24 protein-coding genes are annotated in these 19,877 nt (G+C 54.6%); 23 read left to right on the top strand and 1 reads right to left on the bottom strand.

All coding sequences use genetic code 11. The annotated features are described in order from the left end of the window. Positions 1 to 27: 27 nt before the first annotated feature. The 5 genes from ACR1UW_RS12125 to rpsA all read left to right on the top strand — a co-directional run bounded on the left by ACR1UW_RS12125 (position 28) and on the right by rpsA (position 3,572). A complete protein-coding gene (locus tag ACR1UW_RS12125) occupies positions 28 to 738 on the top strand; it encodes a flagellar brake protein (protein WP_498935307.1) in 711 nt (236 codons plus the stop codon). Continuing rightward, positions 735 to 914: a YpfB family protein gene (locus tag ACR1UW_RS12120; RefSeq protein WP_033010533.1), complete on the top strand. Its 180-nt coding sequence runs from the start codon at positions 735 to 737 to the stop codon at positions 912 to 914. Before ACR1UW_RS12125 ends, ACR1UW_RS12120 begins: the two co-directional genes overlap by 4 nt. A 96-nt stretch (positions 915 to 1,010) precedes the next feature. Beyond that, on the top strand, positions 1,011 to 1,685 hold the full coding sequence (gene cmk, locus ACR1UW_RS12115) for a (d)CMP kinase (protein ID WP_237420494.1): 675 nt from the start codon (positions 1,011 to 1,013) through the stop codon (positions 1,683 to 1,685). Beyond that, positions 1,682 to 2,269 carry a lysophospholipid acyltransferase family protein gene (locus tag ACR1UW_RS12110; protein WP_033010535.1) on the top strand — a complete coding sequence of 196 codons (588 nt, stop codon included), beginning with the start codon at positions 1,682 to 1,684 and terminating at the stop codon, positions 2,267 to 2,269. The genes cmk and ACR1UW_RS12110 overlap by 4 nt, the downstream gene beginning before the upstream one ends. A gap of 139 nt (positions 2,270 to 2,408) precedes the next feature. Further along, the gene (gene rpsA / locus ACR1UW_RS12105; RefSeq protein ID WP_498933503.1) at positions 2,409 to 3,572 is read left to right on the top strand and encodes a 30S ribosomal protein S1; all 1,164 of its coding nucleotides are present in this window, start codon (positions 2,409 to 2,411) and stop codon (positions 3,570 to 3,572) included. A 94-nt stretch (positions 3,573 to 3,666) separates the two neighbouring features. Here rpsA and ACR1UW_RS12100 read toward each other — a convergent pair whose 3' ends face one another. Further along, entirely contained in the window at positions 3,667 to 3,801 is a 135-nt protein-coding gene (locus ACR1UW_RS12100; protein WP_064502497.1) for a YpzI family protein, read from the bottom strand. Between the two features lie 117 nt (positions 3,802 to 3,918). Here ACR1UW_RS12100 and ACR1UW_RS12095 point away from each other — a divergent pair, with 117 nt between their 5' ends. The 18 genes from ACR1UW_RS12095 to aroC all read left to right on the top strand — a co-directional run bounded on the left by ACR1UW_RS12095 (position 3,919) and on the right by aroC (position 19,876). Beyond that, positions 3,919 to 4,515, top strand: coding sequence for a YphA family membrane protein (locus ACR1UW_RS12095; protein ID WP_061580577.1), 597 nt, complete (start codon positions 3,919 to 3,921; stop codon positions 4,513 to 4,515). Further along, positions 4,512 to 5,414 (top strand): YIEGIA family protein, encoded by a 903-nt coding sequence (locus ACR1UW_RS12090; protein WP_033013989.1) that lies wholly within the window; start codon positions 4,512 to 4,514, stop codon positions 5,412 to 5,414. Before ACR1UW_RS12095 ends, ACR1UW_RS12090 begins: the two co-directional genes overlap by 4 nt. Beyond that, entirely contained in the window at positions 5,404 to 5,592 is a 189-nt protein-coding gene (locus ACR1UW_RS12085) for a capping complex subunit for YIEGIA (protein ID WP_498933500.1), read from the top strand. The genes ACR1UW_RS12090 and ACR1UW_RS12085 overlap by 11 nt, the downstream gene beginning before the upstream one ends. A gap of 184 nt (positions 5,593 to 5,776) precedes the next feature. Further along, entirely contained in the window at positions 5,777 to 7,141 is a 1,365-nt protein-coding gene (locus ACR1UW_RS12080; RefSeq protein ID WP_498932867.1) for an ISLre2 family transposase, read from the top strand. 373 nt (positions 7,142 to 7,514) lie between these two features. Continuing rightward, positions 7,515 to 8,825 carry a ribosome biogenesis GTPase Der gene (gene der / locus ACR1UW_RS12075; protein WP_053532294.1) on the top strand — a complete coding sequence of 437 codons (1,311 nt, stop codon included), beginning with the start codon at positions 7,515 to 7,517 and terminating at the stop codon, positions 8,823 to 8,825. Positions 8,826 to 8,870: 45 nt separating this feature from the next. After that, complete coding sequence (locus ACR1UW_RS12070; protein ID WP_237420492.1) at positions 8,871 to 9,902, top strand: NAD(P)H-dependent glycerol-3-phosphate dehydrogenase; 1,032 nt, start codon at positions 8,871 to 8,873, stop codon at positions 9,900 to 9,902. Between the two features lie 180 nt (positions 9,903 to 10,082). After that, positions 10,083 to 10,286 carry a DUF2768 domain-containing protein gene (locus tag ACR1UW_RS12065; RefSeq protein WP_049624816.1) on the top strand — a complete coding sequence of 68 codons (204 nt, stop codon included), beginning with the start codon at positions 10,083 to 10,085 and terminating at the stop codon, positions 10,284 to 10,286. Between the two features lie 18 nt (positions 10,287 to 10,304). After that, a complete protein-coding gene (locus ACR1UW_RS12060; RefSeq protein WP_237420491.1) occupies positions 10,305 to 11,027 on the top strand; it encodes a YphF family lipoprotein in 723 nt (240 codons plus the stop codon). A 169-nt stretch (positions 11,028 to 11,196) separates the two neighbouring features. Continuing rightward, positions 11,197 to 12,675 (top strand): stage IV sporulation protein A, encoded by a 1,479-nt coding sequence (gene spoIVA / locus ACR1UW_RS12055; protein ID WP_094238883.1) that lies wholly within the window; start codon positions 11,197 to 11,199, stop codon positions 12,673 to 12,675. 513 nt (positions 12,676 to 13,188) lie between these two features. Further along, a complete protein-coding gene (locus ACR1UW_RS12050) occupies positions 13,189 to 13,461 on the top strand; it encodes a non-specific DNA-binding protein Hbs (protein ID WP_008879623.1) in 273 nt (90 codons plus the stop codon). 132 nt (positions 13,462 to 13,593) lie between these two features. Next, positions 13,594 to 14,160, top strand: coding sequence for a GTP cyclohydrolase I FolE (gene folE, locus ACR1UW_RS12045; RefSeq protein ID WP_033013996.1), 567 nt, complete (start codon positions 13,594 to 13,596; stop codon positions 14,158 to 14,160). A gap of 13 nt (positions 14,161 to 14,173) precedes the next feature. After that, complete coding sequence (gene mtrB, locus ACR1UW_RS12040; protein WP_033013997.1) at positions 14,174 to 14,398, top strand: trp RNA-binding attenuation protein MtrB; 225 nt, start codon at positions 14,174 to 14,176, stop codon at positions 14,396 to 14,398. 302 nt (positions 14,399 to 14,700) lie between these two features. Beyond that, positions 14,701 to 15,531 carry a heptaprenyl diphosphate synthase component 1 gene (locus ACR1UW_RS12035; RefSeq protein WP_094238882.1) on the top strand — a complete coding sequence of 277 codons (831 nt, stop codon included), beginning with the start codon at positions 14,701 to 14,703 and terminating at the stop codon, positions 15,529 to 15,531. A gap of 4 nt (positions 15,532 to 15,535) precedes the next feature. After that, a complete protein-coding gene (gene menG / locus ACR1UW_RS12030; protein WP_033009739.1) occupies positions 15,536 to 16,240 on the top strand; it encodes a demethylmenaquinone methyltransferase in 705 nt (234 codons plus the stop codon). Between the two features lie 15 nt (positions 16,241 to 16,255). Then, positions 16,256 to 17,218, top strand: a complete 963-nt coding sequence (gene hepT / locus ACR1UW_RS12025; RefSeq protein ID WP_237420485.1) for a heptaprenyl diphosphate synthase component II — start codon at positions 16,256 to 16,258, stop codon at positions 17,216 to 17,218. Between the two features lie 98 nt (positions 17,219 to 17,316). Continuing rightward, positions 17,317 to 17,766: a nucleoside-diphosphate kinase gene (gene ndk / locus ACR1UW_RS12020; protein WP_033009742.1), complete on the top strand. Its 450-nt coding sequence runs from the start codon at positions 17,317 to 17,319 to the stop codon at positions 17,764 to 17,766. Between the two features lie 72 nt (positions 17,767 to 17,838). Beyond that, positions 17,839 to 18,609 carry a CheR family methyltransferase gene (locus tag ACR1UW_RS12015; RefSeq protein WP_498933493.1) on the top strand — a complete coding sequence of 257 codons (771 nt, stop codon included), beginning with the start codon at positions 17,839 to 17,841 and terminating at the stop codon, positions 18,607 to 18,609. Between the two features lie 100 nt (positions 18,610 to 18,709). Next, on the top strand, positions 18,710 to 19,876 hold the full coding sequence (gene aroC, locus ACR1UW_RS12010) for a chorismate synthase (protein WP_033014001.1): 1,167 nt from the start codon (positions 18,710 to 18,712) through the stop codon (positions 19,874 to 19,876). The last annotated feature ends 1 nt before the right edge of the window (position 19,877 follow it).

Below are 19,877 nucleotides of genomic sequence, written 5' to 3'. Positions count from 1 at the left end.
CAGCTGAAAAGGGGAAGCGGAAACATGATGATCAAAATTGGGGATCCGATTCGGCTTGAGCCGCTTGATGGCTCGGCACGCCAATACCGAAGCAAAGTGCTTGCCGTCGACGGCGGGGCGATCCATATTGGCTACCCCGTTGACGAGCAGACGGGAAAAACAGTGTATTTGTTAAACGGGATGCAGTTTAAGGCAAGTTTTGTCAGCCAAGAAGGAGCGTTATACATGTTTGACACCGAGGTAAAAGGGAAAGTGCATGATCCGTTGCCAATGGTGGTCTTGGATTACCGAGGCGACGAATATGTCATCCGCATTCAGCGCCGCCGCTATGTGCGGGTGAGAGCGAATGTTGACGCGGCCGTCCACCCGCTTGGTGGAGGCGAGTTTGCCCCGTTTGTGACGATGACAGCCGATATTAGCGCAGGCGGGGCCGCTCTTTACATTCCGATGACGCACGCGCCGCTTCTGCGCCCCGGCATGTCAGTCGAGCTTTGGCTCGTGCTGACGATGCGCTCCGGCGACTGTCATTATGTGCGCACGAAGGCGACGGTCGTCCGCATGGCTGTCGACGAGCACAGCGGGGCGAGAATGGCGGTCGAGTTTGCCGGCCTCGCCTCGCAAGATCGCGTCCAGCTCATCCGCCACAGCTTCGAACGGCAGCTTGAAGAGAAGGGAATAAATAAGGCGACGGCGTGGAATACTGCTAGAAAAAACGGAAGGCGGGGTTGTTCGCCATGAAGCGGATCGAAGAGCTGTTATGGAAGCTTGTCGCGATTCAGGCGATTTGTCTGCTCATCGCCCAATGGCTTGTTCTGTACACGCCGGCGGCGCTTTATATCGGCAAAGTATATGAGTATGAGGGAGTCGCCAAGCCGACAAAAACAGAAACGATCGAAACGGCCGTCGACCGCTGACGGCGGATATGGTACAATGAACATGAGAGTATGCAGGAGTTTCCTGCATTTTTCTTTGTACCCTGATCAAATGATTTAGACAAAGCAGGAGGAACTATGAAACAACGGATTAACATCGCCATTGACGGACCTGCGGCAGCCGGAAAAAGCACGGTTGCCAAACTGATCGCCCGACGCCTCTCCTACGTGTATATTGATACGGGCGCGATGTACCGCGCGCTGACGTACCGGGCGCTCCAATGCGGCGTCGATGTCCATGATGAGCAAGCGCTCTTGTCGCTCCTTCGCCATACGCATATTGAACTGCAGCCTTCGCCGCAAGGGCAGCTCGTGTTTGTCAACGGCGAAGACGTCACGGACATCATTCGCAGCGAGGCGGTGACGAATGCGGTGTCGTTCGTCGCCCAGCATCCGCTGGTGCGCGAGGAGATGGTCGCCCGCCAACGCGCCATGGCCAAAGGCGGCGGCGTCGTCATGGATGGGCGCGACATCGGAACGAACGTGCTGCCGAATGCCGAGGTGAAAATTTTCTTAAAAGCTTCGGTTGAGGAGCGGGCGCGGCGCCGGCATGAGGAAAACATCGCCCGCGGCTTTCCGTCCGACTTTGAAACGTTGAAAGAAGAGATCGCCCGCCGCGACCGCCTTGACTCGGAGCGGGAAACGGCGCCGCTGCGCAAGGCGCCGGATGCCGTGGAAATCGACACGACGTCGTTGTCGGTCGAAGAAGTGGCGGCGCGCATTATGGAAGTTGTCAATGAAAGGATTGGATGACGGTGGATTTTTATTCCTTCGCCAAAGGAATCGTCAAAGGAGTGCTCACCCCTTTGTACCGCATTCAAACGATCGGGGTTGACCGCTTTCCAAAAGAAGGCGCGGTGCTTCTTTGCGCCAACCATATCAGCAACCTAGACCCGCCGGTCGTCGGCATTACGGCGCCGCGGCCGATTCGGTTTATGGCGAAAGAAGAATTGTTTCGCGTTCCGGTGGTGAAAACGCTCGTCAAAAACTTGCACGCGTTTCCCGTAAAGCGCGGCATGAACGACCGCCAGGCGTTGCGCATAGGGCTTGAGGTGCTGAAACAAGGCGAAGTGCTCGGCATTTTTCCCGAGGGGACGCGCAGCAAAGATGGCCGGCTGAAAAAGGCGCTGCCCGGTGTCGGCTTTTTCGCTTTGCGCACCGATGCGGCTGTCGTTCCATGTGCGATCATTGGCCCGTACCGGCCGTTTGTGCCGCTCAAAGTTGTGTACGGGGCGCCGATTGATATGGCGCCGCTGCGCGCGCGGAAGGCGAGCCCGGAGGAGGCGGCCGACTACATTATGGATCATATCCGCCAACTGCTTGAACAACATCAGTAAGCATTATAGTACATGTTGATTGAGAAAATATGGTATACTAATTAGAAAAGCGTCCTTATTTTGCCGACAGCCGGCCGCGGCCTCGGCGCGAGGCGCGCTTTTGGCAGGATCGCCAGTCGATGAAGGAGGGGTTTTTACGATGACAGAAGAAATGAATGTGCAAGTGAATGTGTATGAAGTGGGCGATATCGTCCGCGGCAAAGTGGTGAAGCTTGAGGACAAGCAAGTGCTTGTCGAAGTCGAAAACAGCAAGCAAAATGGCATCATCCCAATCAGCGAGCTGTCGAATTTGCATATCGAGAAGCCGAGCGATGCCGTTGCCGTTGGGGATGAAGTGACGGCGAAAGTCAAAAAAGTGGAAGAAGGCAAAGACGGGGAAGAAGGGCTGCTCATTTTATCGAAAAAGGCAGTCGATGCCGAGCGGGCGTGGGAAGAGCTTGAGCGCAAGTTCGCAAACGGCGAGGCGTTCGAAACGGTCATCAAAGACATCGTCAAAGGCGGGCTTGTCGCCGATGTCGGCGTGCGCGGCTTCATTCCGGCGTCGCTTGTTGAACCGCACTATGTTGAAGATTTTTCCGATTACAAAGGAAAAACGCTCGCCGTCAAAGTGGTGGAGCTCGACCGCGAGAAAAACCGCGTCATTTTGTCGCACCGCGCTGTTGTTGAGGAAGAGCAAGAGCGGCAGCAGAAAGAGCTGCTTTCCCGCATTGAGCCGGGCCAAGTGCTCGAGGGCGTCGTCCGCCGCATTTCCGATTTCGGCGTCTTTGTCGATGTCGGCGGGTTTGATGGGCTCGTACATATTTCCCAGCTTTCCCATACGCGTGTCGCCCATCCGTCCGAGGCGGTGAAAGAAGGCGATGCGGTGAAAGTGAAAGTGCTGGCCGTCGACCCGGAGAACGGGCGTCTGTCATTGTCCATCAAAGAGGCGCTTCCGGGTCCGTGGGAAGGCATCAGCGAAAAAGTGAAGCCGGGCGATGTCGTCACCGGGACTGTGAAGCGGCTTGCTTCATTTGGCGCGTTTGTGGAGATTTTCCCGGGCGTCGAAGGATTGGTCCACGTATCGCAAATTGCCAACCGCCGCATCGGTTCGCCGCATGAAGTGCTGAAAGAAGGCGATGAAGTGAAAGCGAAAGTGCTCGATGTCAACGAGGCCGAGCACCGCATTTCCTTAAGCATCCGCGCGCTGCTTGAGGAAGAAACGGCCGCTCCGGCGGAAGATTACAGCCAGTATACGAAAACGGCGGAATCGCGCGGCTTCCAGCTCGGCGAAGTGATCGGCGAGCAGTTGAAAAAATTGAAATAACTTAAGTGTAAAAAAAGGGTGTCCGAGAAAGGCCGGAACACCCTTTTCTTATTATGATCGCGTATAGCGAGGTTTTCCACAGGCGGCCGCGTTGTTACTGCCCGTTCCGTTCGCGCGCTTCTTCCGGCGTATCAAGCCGGGCTGCGCCTTTGTAGGCGAATGACTGGTCGCGGTCGGACTCGACGCGCCGCGATTGTTTCAGCTTTTTCTCCTGACGGTCTTTTCCCATACACCCCGCTCCTTTCTTGATGAATATCATTTTTACTATGACCGGGCGTTCTTTTTTCTATGCATGAATGAACGGCCATAAAAGATGACATAATGGACATAATAAGGGGTGGAAAAGATGGAAGGGACTTATTTTTATCTCTTTTTTTGGTTCATATGGATTGTCGCCACCTTTTTGATGAAAAAGACGGGCGAACGGACGAGGCTGGCGGCGTTCGCTCTTGTGATGATCAGTTCCGCGTCGTTGACGGTGGAAATCGGTGTTGTCCGCGCCACGTTAGCGTTTTTCGTTCTTTTTTTATGTTCATGTTATGCGGCCATCGAGCGGCGGCCATGCCGCCTTCCGTTTCTGGCGCTGTCGGCGTCCGGCTTGGCGTTTGCCTATGCCGCCTTCCGCCTGCTTTCCTTGTTTGATCCGGTTTGGATTTGGCTTGACGGCCAGTGGATGCTCGCTTGGTGGCTCGTTATCGTCAGCAGTTTGTTTCATCGCCGCTTTGCCGCCCGCCTTCTTTGTCTGGCGCTTGGCGGCTGCCAAGGGGAAGCGGTATACGCCATGGCCATTCACCGCATGGCGCCCGACTATGTGCTCGGTTCGTTCTCGTTTTTCGACGCGGCGGCGATCAGCGCGTCGTGTTTGCTTATTTGGGAAATGATCCGCTTCCTGTCGCTTCAGCTCGAGGAAAAACGGCCTGTAAGGGGGGCGAGACAGCCGTGAACGAATATACGTTTCCCATTTTATACGGTGTCGCTGTCGGAGTGCTGACCCGCCTTTATTTGTTGCGCACCGATTACCGGCAGTATCCGACATACTTGCACGGGCGGACGATCCATATCGCATTGGGGGTGATCGCTGCCGGTCTAGGGACGGTCGCCGTGCCGGCGATCATGGAAAAGGAGTTTGCCGCCATCACGTTTTTGGCGTTGGCCGCCTCACAGTTTCGCGATGTGCGAAACATGGAGCGCAACACGTTGAACGAGCTTGACCAGTATGAATTAGTGCCGCGCGGAAAAACATACATTGAAGGCATTGCGATTGTGTTTGAAGGGCGGAACTATTTGGTCATTTTCGTTTCGTTTTTATCGACTCTTTTTTATTTAGTGTGGAACGTTTGGGCGGCGCTCGCGGCCAGCGCCATCGGCATGATGGTGGCGCGGCGATTTATGAGCGGGAGCCGGTTGAAAGATATCGCCGATGTGAAATATGTCAAACCCCATTTTGAGGGGGCAGGGCTGTATGTGGACAACATTTACATTATGAATATCGGCTTGCCGGCGCGGAGGGAAGAAATTTTGCGCTACGGGATGGGGTTTATTTTGACGCCGAAAAACTTCAACGCCCGAACAACGATCGCCAACCTTGGGCAGCGGCAGGCGATTTTGCACGATGTGTCGACGGCGCTCGGCATTTACCGCGACTCCGGGACGCCGGCGCTCGTGCCGCTCGCCAAACGTGATTTAAACGACGGGCGCGTCGGCATTTTCATTTTGCCGCAAGTGGAGGATATCGAGAAGGCGAAAGCGGTCATTGAGAATGTTCCGGTGTTGGAGAGCGCGATCCGCATGCCGGGCGAGCGGCGTTGGAAACGGAGAGGGGGCAGCGGTGATGACGCATGAAAAAATGATTTTGGCGGTCATTACGATCAACGGTGAAGCCGTCACTGGGGGTGCGCCGATCTTTGTTTGCCGCACGAAGGAGGAGATGGAGCGAATCGCCGCCAATTTGGAGGCGATTTTGGACGGCATCGCCCATGAGCTCAGCGACGGGCTGCTTGTGATCGTCAAGCATGTGTGAGTAAAATATTTGTGGGTGACATTCAGGAATGATTCCCCGACGAGGGTTGCGAACTTTTGTTCGCGACGCTCGTCGGGGCCACCAAGCGAAGCGCGGTAGAAAAAAGCAAATGTCATGCAAAAAGGACTCTCTCCCTGCTATGATGGTGATGACCAACATCCATAAAACAGGAGGGAGAGAGTCCATGAAACATCTTACCACAGAATGGCCTTTATTAAAAGAGCTGGAGGAACAATTAGTCAGAACTCTTCAAAAGGTGTTCGCTGTCTTGTTGGCGGCCCTTTTGGAGGAGATTGATCAACAACTGGCGGAAGCGCGGGACAAGCGCCGGTATCAGCTGAAAGACAAACGGCCGACTACGATCCAAACGCTGTTTGGAGAAGTGACGTTTCGACGGAACTACTACTATGACCGGCAAACGGGGAACTATACCTTCTTGCTGGATGCCGAATTAGGCTTTGATGGGGCCCGATCGATCAGTCCTTGCCTCGAGGAAACGGCGGTCGAGTTGGCCGTAGAGTGCTCTTCCTACCGCAAAGCGGCCCGTACGTTGGAGTCGATCGTGGGGTATGCGGTCATGAGCCACGAGGCGATTCGCCAACTGGTGCTGGAGGCCCCTGTCTCGCTGCACCACCCTGTTTCCCAACGGCACGGCCGAGTGCTGTTTGTGGAGGCGGATGGGCTGTTCATTTCCCGCCAGGGGAAAGGGAAACGGGCGAAAGAAGAGAAAATCCTGGCGGTTCACGAGGGATGGAAACGAAACGGTTCGCAGCTCGAGCTCGTGAACCGGCGCCACTACCTCCATGAAGGGGCGGGAGACGTGTGGGAACGGTTTGAGGAGTGGCTGATGAACGAATATGCCTATGACCCGTGCCGGGACCTTTTGATCATCAACGGCGACGCGGCGTCGTGGATCACAGCCTGCCGGGAGTATTTTGGGAAGCGGGCGTGCTTTCAGCTGGATCGATTTCATGTGGCGCGGGAGCTGCGTCAGTGTCTGTCCGGCCATCCGCGTTGGCGGGAGGTGCGGAAGAAGCTGGCGAAACAAGACGAAGAGGGGCTTCTCGTGGAGCTGAACAGCGCGGTCGGCACGTTGGAGGACGAAGGCAAAGAACAACAGCTGGCCGCCTTGATTCGCCGGATCGAGTCGATGCCGGGATGCATCCGGGACTATCGGGAGTGGCTGTCGGAGCAAGGGGTGGAGACGACCGGCATGCGTCCGATGGGCCACGCCGAGAGCGTGATGAGCCGGTTTGCGCATCGGGTGAAATCCCGCCGCAGCTGGAAAGACCAAGGGCTTCGGGCGTTTCTGAGGGCGATGGCGGCCCGAATCGACGGGATCGGGTGGAGAAAGGGACGGTGGGAGGAGCAAGAGCCCCAGTCGGCCGTCTCGGCCTCAACAAAGTCCAAGCGGATCGAACAGGCCAAACGGAAGGCCGGACGGTTATGGGCAGATGTGGTGCGTCAGAATCTACCGTGTCTGCAGCGGTCATCCGGGACGCCGATCCATCAAGCGTTGTCGGCGCTCCGGGATGGTGGTTGGGTGTAAAAAAATGGAATACAATATCATCACTTCAAGATGAGGGATGAGAGTCCGAAAGCGCTTACGATATTAATTCCTGAAAATGGTTCTATAACTAGTGATTGACAACACCCGTAGTGAACCGAAAAAATGTTCTCCACAAAGTCTTGACTGACTCGTCAAGCATTAGGCGGTTGTTGGGTGTTTCACTTTTTGATAAAATAAAGCAGTTGCAGCACGTTTTGGTTCATCGCCCAGCGCCTTCCCCGCTTTTCAAGCCGGGTGGGCGGCAAAGGCGCGGATCGCCCAAGCGTGCTTGGCAGGGATGGATGTCTGGTCTGGAAAAAGGTGCCTCTTCAAGAGCAAACGAAATAAAAATGAGGATCAAAAGGGTGGTAGCATGGCAAATCCAGTTGTAGCGATTGTCGGCCGTCCGAATGTGGGGAAATCAACGATTTTCAACCGCATTGTCGGAGAGCGCATTTCCATTGTGGAAGACGTGCCTGGGGTGACGCGCGACCGCATTTACAGCAGAGCCGAATGGCTGAACCATACATTTTACTTAATCGACACCGGCGGCATCGACATCGGCGATGAGCCGCTGCTTGTGCAAATTCGCCAACAGGCGGAAATCGCCATCGATGAGGCGGATGTCATCATCTTTATGACGAACGGCCGCGACGGTGTGACTGCGGCTGATGAAGAGGTGGCCAAGCTGCTCCGCCGGTCGAACAAGCCGGTCGTGCTCGCCGTGAACAAAATCGACAATCCGGAAATGCGTGATTTGATTTACGACTTTTACGCGCTTGGATTCGGGGAGCCGTATCCGATTTCCGGGGCGCACGGGACGGGGCTTGGCGATTTGCTTGACGCCGTCGTCCGCCATTTTCCAAAAGGGGCCGCCGAAGAGTATGAAGAGGACGTGATTAAGTTTTGCCTCATCGGCCGTCCGAATGTCGGCAAATCGTCGCTTGTCAACGCCATCTTAGGGGAAGAGCGGGTCATTGTCAGCGACATTGCCGGGACGACAAGGGATGCGGTGGACACGTCGTTTGTGCGTGAAGGGCAGGAATATGTTATTATTGATACGGCAGGAATGCGCAAACGCGGAAAAATTTACGAAAGCACGGAAAAATACAGCGTGCTGCGCGCGTTGCGGGCCATTGAACGGTCGGATGTCGTTCTTGTCGTGCTAAACGCCGAAGAAGGCATTCTCGAGCAAGATAAAAAAATCGCTGGCTATGCGCATGAAGCCGGGCGCGGGGTGATTCTCGTCGTCAACAAATGGGACGCCATCGAAAAGGATGACAAAACGATGGCTGAATTTGAGCGGAAGATTCGCGATCACTTCCCATTTTTGGACTATGCCCCGATTTTATTTGTGTCGGCGAAGACGAAACAGCGGCTCCATAAGCTGCTGCCGCTCGTGCAGCTTGTCAGCGACAACCATGCGATGCGCGTTCAGACGAACGTGCTCAATGAAGTCATTATGGATGCGGTGGCGATGAACCCGACGCCGACGCATAACGGCAAGCGCTTGAAAATTTATTATATGACGCAAGTCGCCGTCAAGCCGCCGACGTTCGTCGCCTTTGTCAACGATCCGGAATTGATGCACTTTTCGTACGAACGATTTTTGGAAAACCGCATCCGCGATGCGTTTGGCTTCGAGGGTACACCGATCAAAATCATCGCCCGCCCGCGGAAATAAGAAAAGCGGAAGGCTGCGACAATCGGATAAAGGAAGTGGGAAACGATGGAGAACATCGCTGTATTGGGCGCCGGAAGCTGGGGGACGGCGCTGGCGCTCGTTCTGGCTGACAACGGGCACCGCGTTCGGCTTTGGGGGCAGCGGGCTGAACAGATCGAGGAAATCAACAAACGGCGGACGAATGAAAAATATTTGCCGGGCGTCCGCCTGCCGGAAGCGATCATCGGTTATCATGATCTTTGCGCTGCGCTCGACGGCGTGTCCGTAACGGTGCTCGCTGTGCCGACAAAGGCGATCCGCGGCGTGCTGCAAAAAGCGCGCGCGTGCCTGGCGGCGCCGGTCACCGTGGTCGCCGTCAGCAAAGGCATCGAGCCGGGGACGCACAAGCGCGTATCGGAAATTGTCGCTGAGGAAATGGGCGAATGGCTGGAAGACGTTGTCGTTCTTTCGGGGCCGAGCCATGCGGAAGAAGTGGTGCTCCGCCATCCGACGACGGTGGCGGTGTCATCGCCGAATATGGAAGCGGCGCAGCGCATTCAAGATCTATTTATGAACCATCACTATTTCCGCGTGTATACGAACCCGGATTTAGTCGGTGTCGAAGTCGGCGGGGCGCTGAAAAACATCATCGCCTTGGCCGCCGGCATCAGCGACGGGCTCGGCTACGGGGATAATGCGAAAGCAGCCCTCATCACAAGAGGTTTGGCCGAGATTGCCCGGCTCGGCTGCGCGCTTGGCGCCAACCCGCTCACCTTTTCCGGGCTGGCCGGAGTCGGCGACTTGATTGTCACGTGCACAAGCACCCATTCCCGCAACTGGCGGGCCGGTTATATGCTTGGCCAAGGAAAAAAACTTGACGAGGTGCTCGAAAGCATGGGGATGGTTGTCGAAGGGGTGCGGACGACAAAAGCGGCGTACGAGCTGGCGGGAGAACTCGGCGTCAAAATGCCGATTACCGAGGCGCTCTATGAAGTCTTGTTCGAAGGGAAAGAGCCGAAAGAAGCAGTCGATTCGCTCATGGCGCGCGGAAAAAAGCAGGAAATGGACGATGTCATAAACATTTTTGCCGAGCCGTAACGCTGAAAATAGGCGGATGGCGGTACAAGTCGTCCCTGTTTTGCATACAATATGACGAACCATCATCGGCTTGAGCTTCCGGAAGGGTATAAGGTAATGCTGAAGTAAAGAAAGCCCCGCTTTACTTCAGCTTTTTTTATGGCGATGATATAATAGTTGTCGAAAAAAGGAGGAACACGTATGTCACCGGCTTTAGCGAAAATGTGGATCGCCATCGCCTCAATGGTGTTCATGTTTATTTCCGTCGGTTTCATTTATTTGAGCCGCTACAAGCTCAAGATTCGCTGGCTTCGCTTTTTGCTGGCGGTTATCGCTTACGTCCTGTTGATTCTCGCTGGCATCATCATTATTTTTGTCGTGTTCAGCGGACCGACGCAGCAATAGGCAAAGGATGGAGGAACTATGAAACGGATTGCTCGCTTTCTTTTAGCCTGTTTGTTTCTCGTGCCGCTTTCCGGCTGCTTGTATCCGCAAGAGCGGCTTAAGCAAAACCAAATTCCATACAAAGACCAAGTGGCGGCCGTCCAATCGGCGGTTGACGAATACCGGAAGGCGACCGGCGGATTGCTGCCGATCAAGACGCGCGACATGAAAACACCGATGTATTTAAAATATCCGGTTGACTTTCAAAAGCTCGTTCCCCGCTACATGCAGGAACCGCCGGGAAACGCCTATGAAAGCGGGGGTGTTTTCCAGTATATGATCATCGATGCGGAAACGAACCCGACGGTCAAGCTTCTTGACCTGCGTCTCGCTGAGCGCATCCGCGATTTGAAGCTGCGGCTCTCGATGTATACGGATCGGCATCGTTATCCGCCATTTCAAGATGTCGTCGCACCGGGCGTATTTACGCTCGATTACAAAAAGCTCGGCTATAAAGAGCCGCCTTATGTCGTCAGCCCGTTTTCCGGCAACAACTTGCCGTTTGTCATCGACGGGAATGGAGAAATTTACATTGACTACCGTTCTGATTTGTATGCGGCGTTGAAAAAATATCCGCACCACTACAAGCCGGGTGACGATATTCGCCCGATTTTGACCGACCATTCGCTGTTCGTGCCGGCGTACTCCCTTCCGTACACGATCGACGCCAAGACGAACGAGCCGATTTTTTTCACGAAATGAGTCATCATCCCTTCTCTGGAAAAATACATTCTAGAGAAGGGATTTTTATTTATGGCTTTTAGTCATAACTGAGCAGGACAACATCATATGCATATAGTGTCCTATTATACTAGCTTACTAGCTGATTCAGTTGTTTCCGATAACGACCGAGGAACTGGAGGGGAGTCATTTGGAAAAGGTCGATATTTTTAAAGATATCGCCGAGCGGACCGGCGGCGACATTTACTTAGGGGTCGTCGGCGCTGTCCGCACCGGGAAATCGACGTTTATTAAGCGGTTTATGGAGCTTGTCGTCATTCCGAACATTAAAAACGAAGCCGACAAGGCGCGCGCCCAGGACGAACTGCCGCAAAGCGCCGCGGGCAAAACGATCATGACGACGGAGCCAAAGTTCGTGCCCAACCAGGCGGTGACGGTGAAAGTCGACGAGGGGCTTGAAGTGAACATCCGACTTGTCGATTGCGTCGGCTATGCTGTTTCCGGCGCGAAAGGGTACGAAGACGAAAACGGCCCGCGGATGATCCACACTCCATGGTACGAAGAGCCGATTCCGTTCCAAGAGGCGGCGGAAATCGGGACAAGAAAAGTCATCCAAGAACATTCGACGATCGGGGTCGTCATCACAACGGACGGCACGATCGGGGAAATTCCGCGCCAAGCCTATGTAGAAGCGGAAGAACGGGTCATTAGCGAGCTCAAAGAAGTCGGCAAGCCGTTCATTATGATCGTCAACACCGTCCGGCCGCATCACCCGGAAACGGAGGCGCTCCGCCGCGAGCTCGCCGAAAAGTACGACATCCCGGTGCTCGCTATGAGCGTGGAAAGCATGCGCGAAGCCGATGTGTATAACGTGCTTCGTGAAGCATTATATGAATTCCCAGTGCTTGAGGTGAACGTCAACTTGCCGAGCTGGGTGATGGTGCTGCGCGAAGACCATTGGCTGCGTGAAAGCTATCAAGAGGCGGTGCGCGACACCGTCAAAGACATCAAGCGGCTGCGCGACGTCGACCGGGTCGTCCAGCAGTTCGCCGAATACGACTTTATCGAAAAGGCGCAGCTCGCCGGCATTGAAATGGGGCAAGGGATCGCCGAAATCGACTTGTATGCGCCGGATGAACTGTACGACCAAATTTTAAAAGAGATCGTCGGCGTCGAGATCCGCGGCAAAGACCACCTGCTCCAGCTTATGCAAGACTTCGCACATGCGAAAGCGGAATATGACCAAATCGCCGACGCGCTGAAAATGGTCAAACAAACCGGCTACGGCATCGCCGCGCCTGCTTTGTCGGATATGAGCTTGGATGAGCCGGAAATCATCCGCCAAGGATCGCGCTTTGGCGTCCGCCTCAAGGCGGTGGCTCCGTCAATCCATATGATCAAAGTCGACGTCGAATCCGAATTTGCTCCCATTATTGGAACGGAAAAACAGAGCGAAGAGCTTGTCCGCTATTTGATGCAAGATTTTGAAGACGATCCGCTGTCGATTTGGAACTCCGACATTTTCGGCCGTTCGCTCAGCTCGATCGTCCGCGAAGGCATTCAGGCGAAACTCGCGCTCATGCCGGAAAACGCCCGCTACAAGCTGAAAGAAACGCTTGAACGCATCATCAACGAAGGCTCCGGCGGCCTCATCGCGATTATTTTATAGAAAAGCGGAGGCGTCGAGATTTGCTCCCCGGTCGGGGGCTTTTTTTTGTTTTTTTGAATCAAGGATCTTTCACGGGGGAAAAATCGTTGAAACCCTTGAGAAATAAGGATTGGCACTTGATTATGCGCATGGCGTTATGGTAATCTTTTATCTGAAATCGTTGTTTTGGTGAAATATGCCTAAAATTGGCCGCTTTGGCGAAAAAAATGTTGAATTATCGCGATAAATTGGTTAAGATTAGGCATGTCACCGCATCTTGGCGGAATCAAGGCAGTTCCGCCTAAAAGCGGCGGGCGGCGCTGAACGGTCAAGGGGACGCTTCCATCGGCGGCGCGGTCGCATGTTCTGTCAGTCTTTCTGAACGAAGGCAGAATCATTGGCTGCACCGGTGCGACGCCTTTCATGCGCCGGCCTTTTCGCCGCCGAAGCCGTCAACGTCTATGTATAGAAAAGCAGAAAAGTGTGCACAAATGGTAGTAAACAAGAACAGCTCCTTGGGAGGAGGTGAATGGCATGAACAAGACGGAATTGATCAACGCGGTAGCCGAAACAAGCGGTCTTTCCAAAAAAGATGCAACAAAAGCCGTTGATGCGGTATTTGACTCGATTACAGAAGCGTTGCGAAAAGGCGATAAAGTGCAATTAATCGGCTTTGGGAACTTTGAAGTGCGCGAGCGCGCCGCCCGGAAAGGACGCAACCCGCAAACGGGCGAAGAAATGGAAATTCCGGCGAGCAAAGTTCCTGCATTCAAACCGGGTAAAGCGTTAAAAGATGCCGTAAAATAAGCCTACATAGCTGAGGCAGGAGCTAGGAGGGAAGGGTTGGTGTTGCACCGCCCTTCTTTTTTGTTTTTTTTTGCTCTCTATGCTAGAATCGGATTACATGCAGTTTTTCTAATGCAGGAGGATGTTGTTTGCATGCCGGAGATCAATTTTGCGCAAATTGAATATGCAGTCCGTTTGATTTTGGAAGCGATTGGGGAAGACCCAAACCGTGAGGGGCTTGTCGACACGCCGAAACGAGTGGCGAAAATGTACGCCGAGGTGTTCGCCGGACTGCACGAAGACCCCAAGGAGCATTTTCAAACCGTATTCAGCGAGGAACATGAGGAGCTTGTGCTCGTTAAAGATATTCCGTTTTACTCGATGTGCGAGCACCATTTAGTGCCGTTTTTCGGCGTTGCCCACGTCGCCTACATCCCGCGGGAAGGAAAAGTGACCGGGCTAAGCAAGCTCGCCCGGGCGGTCGAAGCGGTGGCGCGCCGCCCGCAGCTGCAGGAGCGCATTACGGCGACAGTCGCCGATTCGATCGTCGAAGCGCTCGAACCGCACGGGGTGATGGTCGTCGTCGAGGCGGAACATATGTGCATGACGATGCGCGGCGTGAAAAAGCCGGGGGCGAAAACGGTGACAACGGCAGTGCGCGGCGTGTTTGAAACGGATGTTGCCGCCCGTTCGGAAGTGCTTTCGCTCATTAAAGCATAAGGAGGGGGAAAGGATGTATACGAACAGCGACTTTGTTGTCATTAAAGCGCTTGAAGACGGAGTGAACGTCATTGGATTGACGCGCGGGGCGGATACACGGTTCCATCACTCGGAAAAGCTCGATAAAGGCGAAGTGTTGATCGCCCAGTTTACAGAGCACACGTCGGCGATTAAAGTGAGAGGCAAGGCGTATATTCAAACGCGCCATGGCGTCATTGAGTCGGAAGGGAAAAAGTAAGTTGGCAAATGTCTAGCAAACTATATAGATGCAACAAAGAAGTTTAACATATCCTTGACAGAAAAGTGGTTTGCCCATTTTTGACTGTCGAAGGCAAGCGTGTGGCTTGCCTCCGTCACGCCTTAGCGTGACGGAAGACCGAACAACGACTCGCTTCACAGACCCATTCATGGGTCTTTAAGCGGCGTTGTTCGGTCACTCGACAGTCGGATGCAATGACCGGCAAAGACGAAAAATGTTAAAGCTTTAAATTGCATCTATATAGAGCGTTTTCGACAAAATTATGTTATAATGAGTCCGTTATGGTGGTGCGGATATTTTCGGGGACAAGGGTGGTTCATGTGGATGACATCACGGTGAAATTGGCGTCATTGAAAGAACAAATTGAGCAGTTGCTCCATCACCCATATTTGCGCGAGCATTTGCCGGCGCCGGCGATCGATGAAGATCGCCTGCTGCTCTCGCTGTCAATGCTCGATGGCGCTTCAACGGCGCCGAGTGAGGCGGAGCGGTGCATCATCGCCATGATGCTCATGCAGATCGCCCTTGATACCCACGATGAGGTGACAGATGACGGCGGCGACTTGCGGGCGCGGCAGCTTGTCGTCCTGGCCGGCGACTTGTACAGCGGGCTGTACTATGAGTTGTTGGCGCGTTCGGGCGAAACGGCGCTCATCCGCTCGTTCGCCGAGGCGGTCCGCGATATTAACGAGCAAAAAGTGCGGCTTTACGAAAAAAAAGCAGAGCGGATCGAGTCGTTGTTTGCGGCGGTCGGCACGATCGAATCGGCGTTGCTTGTCAAGCTCGCCGACCGCATGGCGGCGCCGCAGTGGGGGCAGTTTGCCTATTCGTATTTGCTGATGCGGCGCCTGCTGCTCGAGCAGGAAGCGTTCATCCGCACGGGAGCTTCGGCGCTCTTTGAGCAAATGGCGCAAATCGCGTTCCCGCGCGCGAAAACGTTGACGAAAGAGCAAAAGCGGCATTTGCTCCGCTTTTGCCGCCGCTATATCGACGGCTGCCGGGAGGCGCTGTTTGCGGCGAAACTGCCGGTCAACGGCCTGCTGCAGCTCCGCGTGGCCGAGCTTTCCGGCGGGTTTCAAGCCATCGCCAAAAAGACGGTGGAAGAAGGGTAGAACGATGCATCAATCGAAAGAAGAGCGAGTCCATCGCGTATTTGAAAACATTTCTGCGCATTATGACCGGATGAACTCCGTCATCAGCTTCCGCCGCCACTTGAAGTGGCGCAAAGACGTGATGCGGCGGATGAATGTGCAAAAAGGCAAAAAAGCACTCGATGTGTGCTGTGGGACGGCTGACTGGACGATCGCCTTGGCGGAGGCGGTCGGTCCGGAAGGGGAAGTGTACGGCCTTGATTTCAGCGAAAACATGCTGAAAGTCGGCGAACAGAAGGTAAAAGCGCGCGGGTTGCATAATGTGAAGCTCATTCACGGCAATGCGATGCAACTGCCGTTTCCTGACAATTCGTTCGATTATGTGACGATCGGCTTCGGTTTGCGCAACGTCCCTGACTATATGACCGTGCTTAAGGAAATGCACCGGGTGACGAAGCCGGGCGGCATAACCGTCTGCCTGGAAACGTCGCAGCCGACGCTGTTCGGGTTTCGCCAGCTTTACTATTTTTACTTCCGGTTTATTATGCCGCTGTTTGGCAAGCTGCTGGCGAAAAGCTATGAGGAGTACTCGTGGCTGCAGGAATCGGCGCGCGAGTTTCCGGGGCGGGACGAGCTGGCCGAGATGTTCCGCGCCGCCGGTTTTGTCGATGTCGAGGTCAAACCGTACACGTTTGGCGTGGCGGCGATGCACTTGGGCTATAAACGGTGAGTTAAGGTGAACAACATGAAGTTAAAGGCGATGTATTCGTTTTTAAGCGATGATTTAGCGGCGGTCGAAGAGGAGCTTGAGCGGGCGGTTCAGTCGGAATACGGGCCGCTTGGGGAAGCGGCGCTCCATCTGTTGCAGGCGGGCGGAAAGCGGATCCGTCCCGTTTTTGTCTTGCTTGCCGCCCGCTTCGGCCAATATGACCTTGATCGGATGAAGCATGTTGCCGTTGCGCTCGAGCTCATTCATATGGCTTCGCTCGTCCACGACGATGTGATCGACGACGCCGATTTGCGCCGCGGCCGGCCGACGATCAAGGCGAAATGGAGCAACCGGTTCGCCATGTACACAGGGGATTATTTGTTTGCCCGCTCGCTCGAACGGATGGCGGAGCTCGGCAACCCGCGCGCCCATCAAGTGTTGGCGAAAACGATCGTGGAAGTGTGCCGCGGGGAAATTGAGCAAATTAAAGACAAGTACCGGTTTGATCAGCCGCTGCGCACGTATTTGCGGCGCATCCGTCGGAAAACGGCGCTGCTCATCGCCGCGAGCTGCCAGCTTGGCGCCCTCGCTGCTGGCGCGCCGGAGCCGATTGTGAAGCGGCTGTACTGGTTCGGCCATTATGTCGGCATGTCGTTTCAAATTACCGACGACATTCTCGATTTCACTGGGACGGAGGAACAGCTCGGCAAACCGGCCGGAAGCGACTTGCTGCAAGGAAACGTCACCCTTCCTGTGCTGTATGCCTTGAGCGATGAGCGGGTGAAGGCGGCCATTGCAGCTGTCGGTCCGGAAACGGACGTTGCGGAAATGGCGGCGGTCATTTCCGCCATTAAGCGGACGGACGCCATTGAGCGGTCGTATGCGTTAAGCGACCGTTACCTTGACAAGGCGCTTCACCTTCTTGACGGACTGCCGATGAATGAGGCGCGCGGCCTGTTGCGCGACCTCGCCCTTTACATCGGAAAAAGGGATTATTAACGCTTTCAAGGACGTTGTTGCCAATGGCGCGAAACAATGGTACTATGGTGGTTGGGAATCCGTTTCCTAGTACATACGACAGTAGGGGTGGAGAATGAATGGCAGAACGGACATTTTTAATGGTAAAGCCAGACGGGGTTCAGCGCAATTTGATCGGCGAAATTGTTTCGCGCTTTGAGAAAAAAGGCTTCCAGCTTGTTGGCGCGAAGCTGATGCAAGTGTCGCGCGAGCTGGCTGAGCAGCACTATGCCGAACATAAAGAGCGTCCGTTTTTCGGCGAGCTTGTCGACTTTATTACATCCGGGCCGGTGTTTGCGATGGTGTGGGAGGGCGAAAATGTAATCGCCGCCGCCCGGCAAATGATGGGGAAAACAAACCCGCAGGAAGCCGCACCGGGCACGATTCGCGGCGACTTCGGCTTGACGGTCGGCAAAAACGTCATTCACGGCTCCGATTCCCCGCAAAGCGCGGAACGCGAGATCAACCTGTTTTTCAAAGAAGAAGAGCTTCTCCACTATACAAAACTGTTGAACGAATGGCTCTATTAACAAAAAGACCGGCCGCCCATCGGCCGGTTTTTGCCGTTTTTGTACATTGACAGGGGAGAGGAACAGGCGACGATGGACGATTATGCGCAGTTCATTGCCAAAGTGAAGCGAAAAACAGGTATTGACTTATCGCTATATAAGGAAGCCCAGATGAGGCGGCGTTTGGCGTCGTTGTACATGAAAAAAGGGCTAAAGAGCTTTGCCGAGCTGTTTGCAGCGATGGAAAAAGAGCCGGCGCTATGGCATGAATGCTTGGATCGGATGACGATCAACGTCTCGGAGTTTTACCGGAACGCCAAGCGTTGGGAGGTGCTTGAGCACACCATTTTGCCGCGGCTATTGGCGGAAAACCCGCGCCCGAACGTGTGGAGCGCTGCCTGCTCAACCGGCGAGGAGCCGTATACGCTCGCGATGGTGCTCGCAAAACGATTGCCGCTTCACCGCGTGTCGGTGTTGGCGACCGACATTGACGATAATGCGCTCGCCCGCGCGCGCCTCGGTTTGTACAGCGAACGGTCGCTTGTAGAGTTGCCCGAGGAAATGAGAAAAAAGTTTTTTACGAAAGAAGGCGAGTATTATAAAATAGACGAAAAGATTAAACAAACGGTCAAGTTTCAAAAACACAACTTGCTCGCGGATCCGTTTCCGCGCAACATGGATTTGATCGTTTGCCGCAACGTGCTCATTTATTTCACTGAAGAGGCGAAGCAGATGCTGTATCGGAAATTTCATGATGCGCTCCGGCCCGGGGGCGTGCTGTTTGTGGGGAGCACGGAGCAAATTTTTAACCCGTCCTTATACGGTTTCGAAGTCGAGGAGACGTTTTTTTATCGGAGAAAATAGCGGGTGCCGCGCTCTTTTTTTTACAGAAACTATTTTCATTTTTCAAATTTATGATATATTTTTACATAAACGCGTTAAAGAGCTGAAGGGAGAGACAAACATGCGCTACTTGACAGCAGGGGAGTCGCACGGGCCGCAATTGACGGCGATTTTGGAAGGAGTGCCGGCTGGGCTTGAGCTGCGCGCCGAGCATATCAACAAGGAGCTGGCGCGCCGGCAAAAAGGGTATGGGCGCGGGCGGCGCATGCAAATCGAAAAGGACGTGGTGAATATCACCGCCGGCGTCCGGCACGGGAAAACGCTCGGCTCGCCGATTGCGCTGGTTGTGGAAAACCGTGATTTTAAACATTGGCAAACGATTATGGCCGTTGAACCGATCGATGATGAAACGGAGATCAAACGAAAAGTGACGCGTCCGCGCCCGGGTCATGCCGATTTAAACGGCGCCCTGAAATACGGACATCGCGATATGCGCAATGTGCTTGAACGCTCATCGGCAAGGGAAACGACGGTGCGCGTGGCGGCCGGAGCGGTGGCGAAGCGCATTTTGGAGGAAGTGGGCATCCGCGTCGCCGGGCATGTCATCGAAATCGGCGGGGTGCGCGCCGAGAAGCTTGATTACCGCTCCCTGGAGGAATTGCAAAATGTGACAGAAGAGTCGCCGGTGCGCTGTTTTGATCCGGAAGCGGGACAAAAAATGATGGAAGCGATCGATTTGGCAAAGAAAAACGGTGATTCGATCGGCGGCATCGTCGAAGTGATTGTCGAAGGCGTTCCCGCCGGGGTCGGCAGCTACGTTCATTACGACCGGAAGCTCGATGCGAAAATCGCGGCGGCGATCGTCAGCATTAACGCCTTTAAAGGCGTCGAATTCGGGATCGGGTTTGAAGCGGCGCGCCGCCCGGGAAGCGAAGTGCACGACGAAATCATTTGGAGTCCGGAACAAGGCTTTTCGCGCCGGACGAACCGGGCGGGCGGCTTTGAAGGCGGGGTGACGACGGGAATGCCGATCGTCGTGCGCGGTGTAATGAAGCCGATTCCGACGCTGTACAAACCGCTGCAAAGCGTCGACATCGACACGAAAGAACCGTTTGCGGCAAGCATCGAGCGGTCGGACAGCTGCGCTGTGCCGGCGGCGAGCGTCGTCGCCGAAGCGGTCGTCGCCTGGGAAGTGGCGGCGGCGATCGTCAGCCAGTTCGGGCAAGACCGGATCGATTTGATTAAAGAAAACATCGAGCGCGCCCGCCGCTATGCAAAGGAGTTTTAAC

This window comes from Geobacillus lituanicus (genome assembly GCF_050994965.1).
GTDB classification, from domain to species: domain Bacteria; phylum Bacillota; class Bacilli; order Bacillales; family Anoxybacillaceae; genus Geobacillus; species Geobacillus stearothermophilus.
This window is presented reverse-complemented; position numbering and strand designations above follow the sequence as displayed.

Coding starts and splice junctions, on each gene's coding strand:
- ACR1UW_RS12095 (WP_061580577.1), top strand. CDS start 3,919: ATGGAAGGGACTTATTTTTATCTCTTTTTTTGGTTCATATGGATTGTC.
- ACR1UW_RS12050 (WP_008879623.1), top strand. CDS start 13,189: ATGAACAAGACGGAATTGATCAACGCGGTAGCCGAAACAAGCGGTCTT.
- cmk (WP_237420494.1), top strand. CDS start 1,011: ATGAAACAACGGATTAACATCGCCATTGACGGACCTGCGGCAGCCGGA.
- ACR1UW_RS12065 (WP_049624816.1), top strand. CDS start 10,083: ATGTCACCGGCTTTAGCGAAAATGTGGATCGCCATCGCCTCAATGGTG.
- ACR1UW_RS12035 (WP_094238882.1), top strand. CDS start 14,701: ATGGTGGTGCGGATATTTTCGGGGACAAGGGTGGTTCATGTGGATGAC.
- ACR1UW_RS12085 (WP_498933500.1), top strand. CDS start 5,404: ATGACGCATGAAAAAATGATTTTGGCGGTCATTACGATCAACGGTGAA.
- ACR1UW_RS12070 (WP_237420492.1), top strand. CDS start 8,871: ATGGAGAACATCGCTGTATTGGGCGCCGGAAGCTGGGGGACGGCGCTG.
- mtrB (WP_033013997.1), top strand. CDS start 14,174: ATGTATACGAACAGCGACTTTGTTGTCATTAAAGCGCTTGAAGACGGA.
- ACR1UW_RS12125 (WP_498935307.1), top strand. CDS start 28: ATGATCAAAATTGGGGATCCGATTCGGCTTGAGCCGCTTGATGGCTCG.
- ACR1UW_RS12015 (WP_498933493.1), top strand. CDS start 17,839: ATGGACGATTATGCGCAGTTCATTGCCAAAGTGAAGCGAAAAACAGGT.
- ACR1UW_RS12100 (WP_064502497.1), bottom strand. CDS start 3,801: ATGGGAAAAGACCGTCAGGAGAAAAAGCTGAAACAATCGCGGCGCGTC.
- hepT (WP_237420485.1), top strand. CDS start 16,256: ATGAAGTTAAAGGCGATGTATTCGTTTTTAAGCGATGATTTAGCGGCG.
- rpsA (WP_498933503.1), top strand. CDS start 2,409: ATGACAGAAGAAATGAATGTGCAAGTGAATGTGTATGAAGTGGGCGAT.
- folE (WP_033013996.1), top strand. CDS start 13,594: ATGCCGGAGATCAATTTTGCGCAAATTGAATATGCAGTCCGTTTGATT.
- ACR1UW_RS12120 (WP_033010533.1), top strand. CDS start 735: ATGAAGCGGATCGAAGAGCTGTTATGGAAGCTTGTCGCGATTCAGGCG.
- ndk (WP_033009742.1), top strand. CDS start 17,317: ATGGCAGAACGGACATTTTTAATGGTAAAGCCAGACGGGGTTCAGCGC.
- der (WP_053532294.1), top strand. CDS start 7,515: ATGGCAAATCCAGTTGTAGCGATTGTCGGCCGTCCGAATGTGGGGAAA.
- ACR1UW_RS12080 (WP_498932867.1), top strand. CDS start 5,777: ATGAAACATCTTACCACAGAATGGCCTTTATTAAAAGAGCTGGAGGAA.
- ACR1UW_RS12110 (WP_033010535.1), top strand. CDS start 1,682: ATGACGGTGGATTTTTATTCCTTCGCCAAAGGAATCGTCAAAGGAGTG.
- menG (WP_033009739.1), top strand. CDS start 15,536: ATGCATCAATCGAAAGAAGAGCGAGTCCATCGCGTATTTGAAAACATT.
- aroC (WP_033014001.1), top strand. CDS start 18,710: ATGCGCTACTTGACAGCAGGGGAGTCGCACGGGCCGCAATTGACGGCG.
- ACR1UW_RS12060 (WP_237420491.1), top strand. CDS start 10,305: ATGAAACGGATTGCTCGCTTTCTTTTAGCCTGTTTGTTTCTCGTGCCG.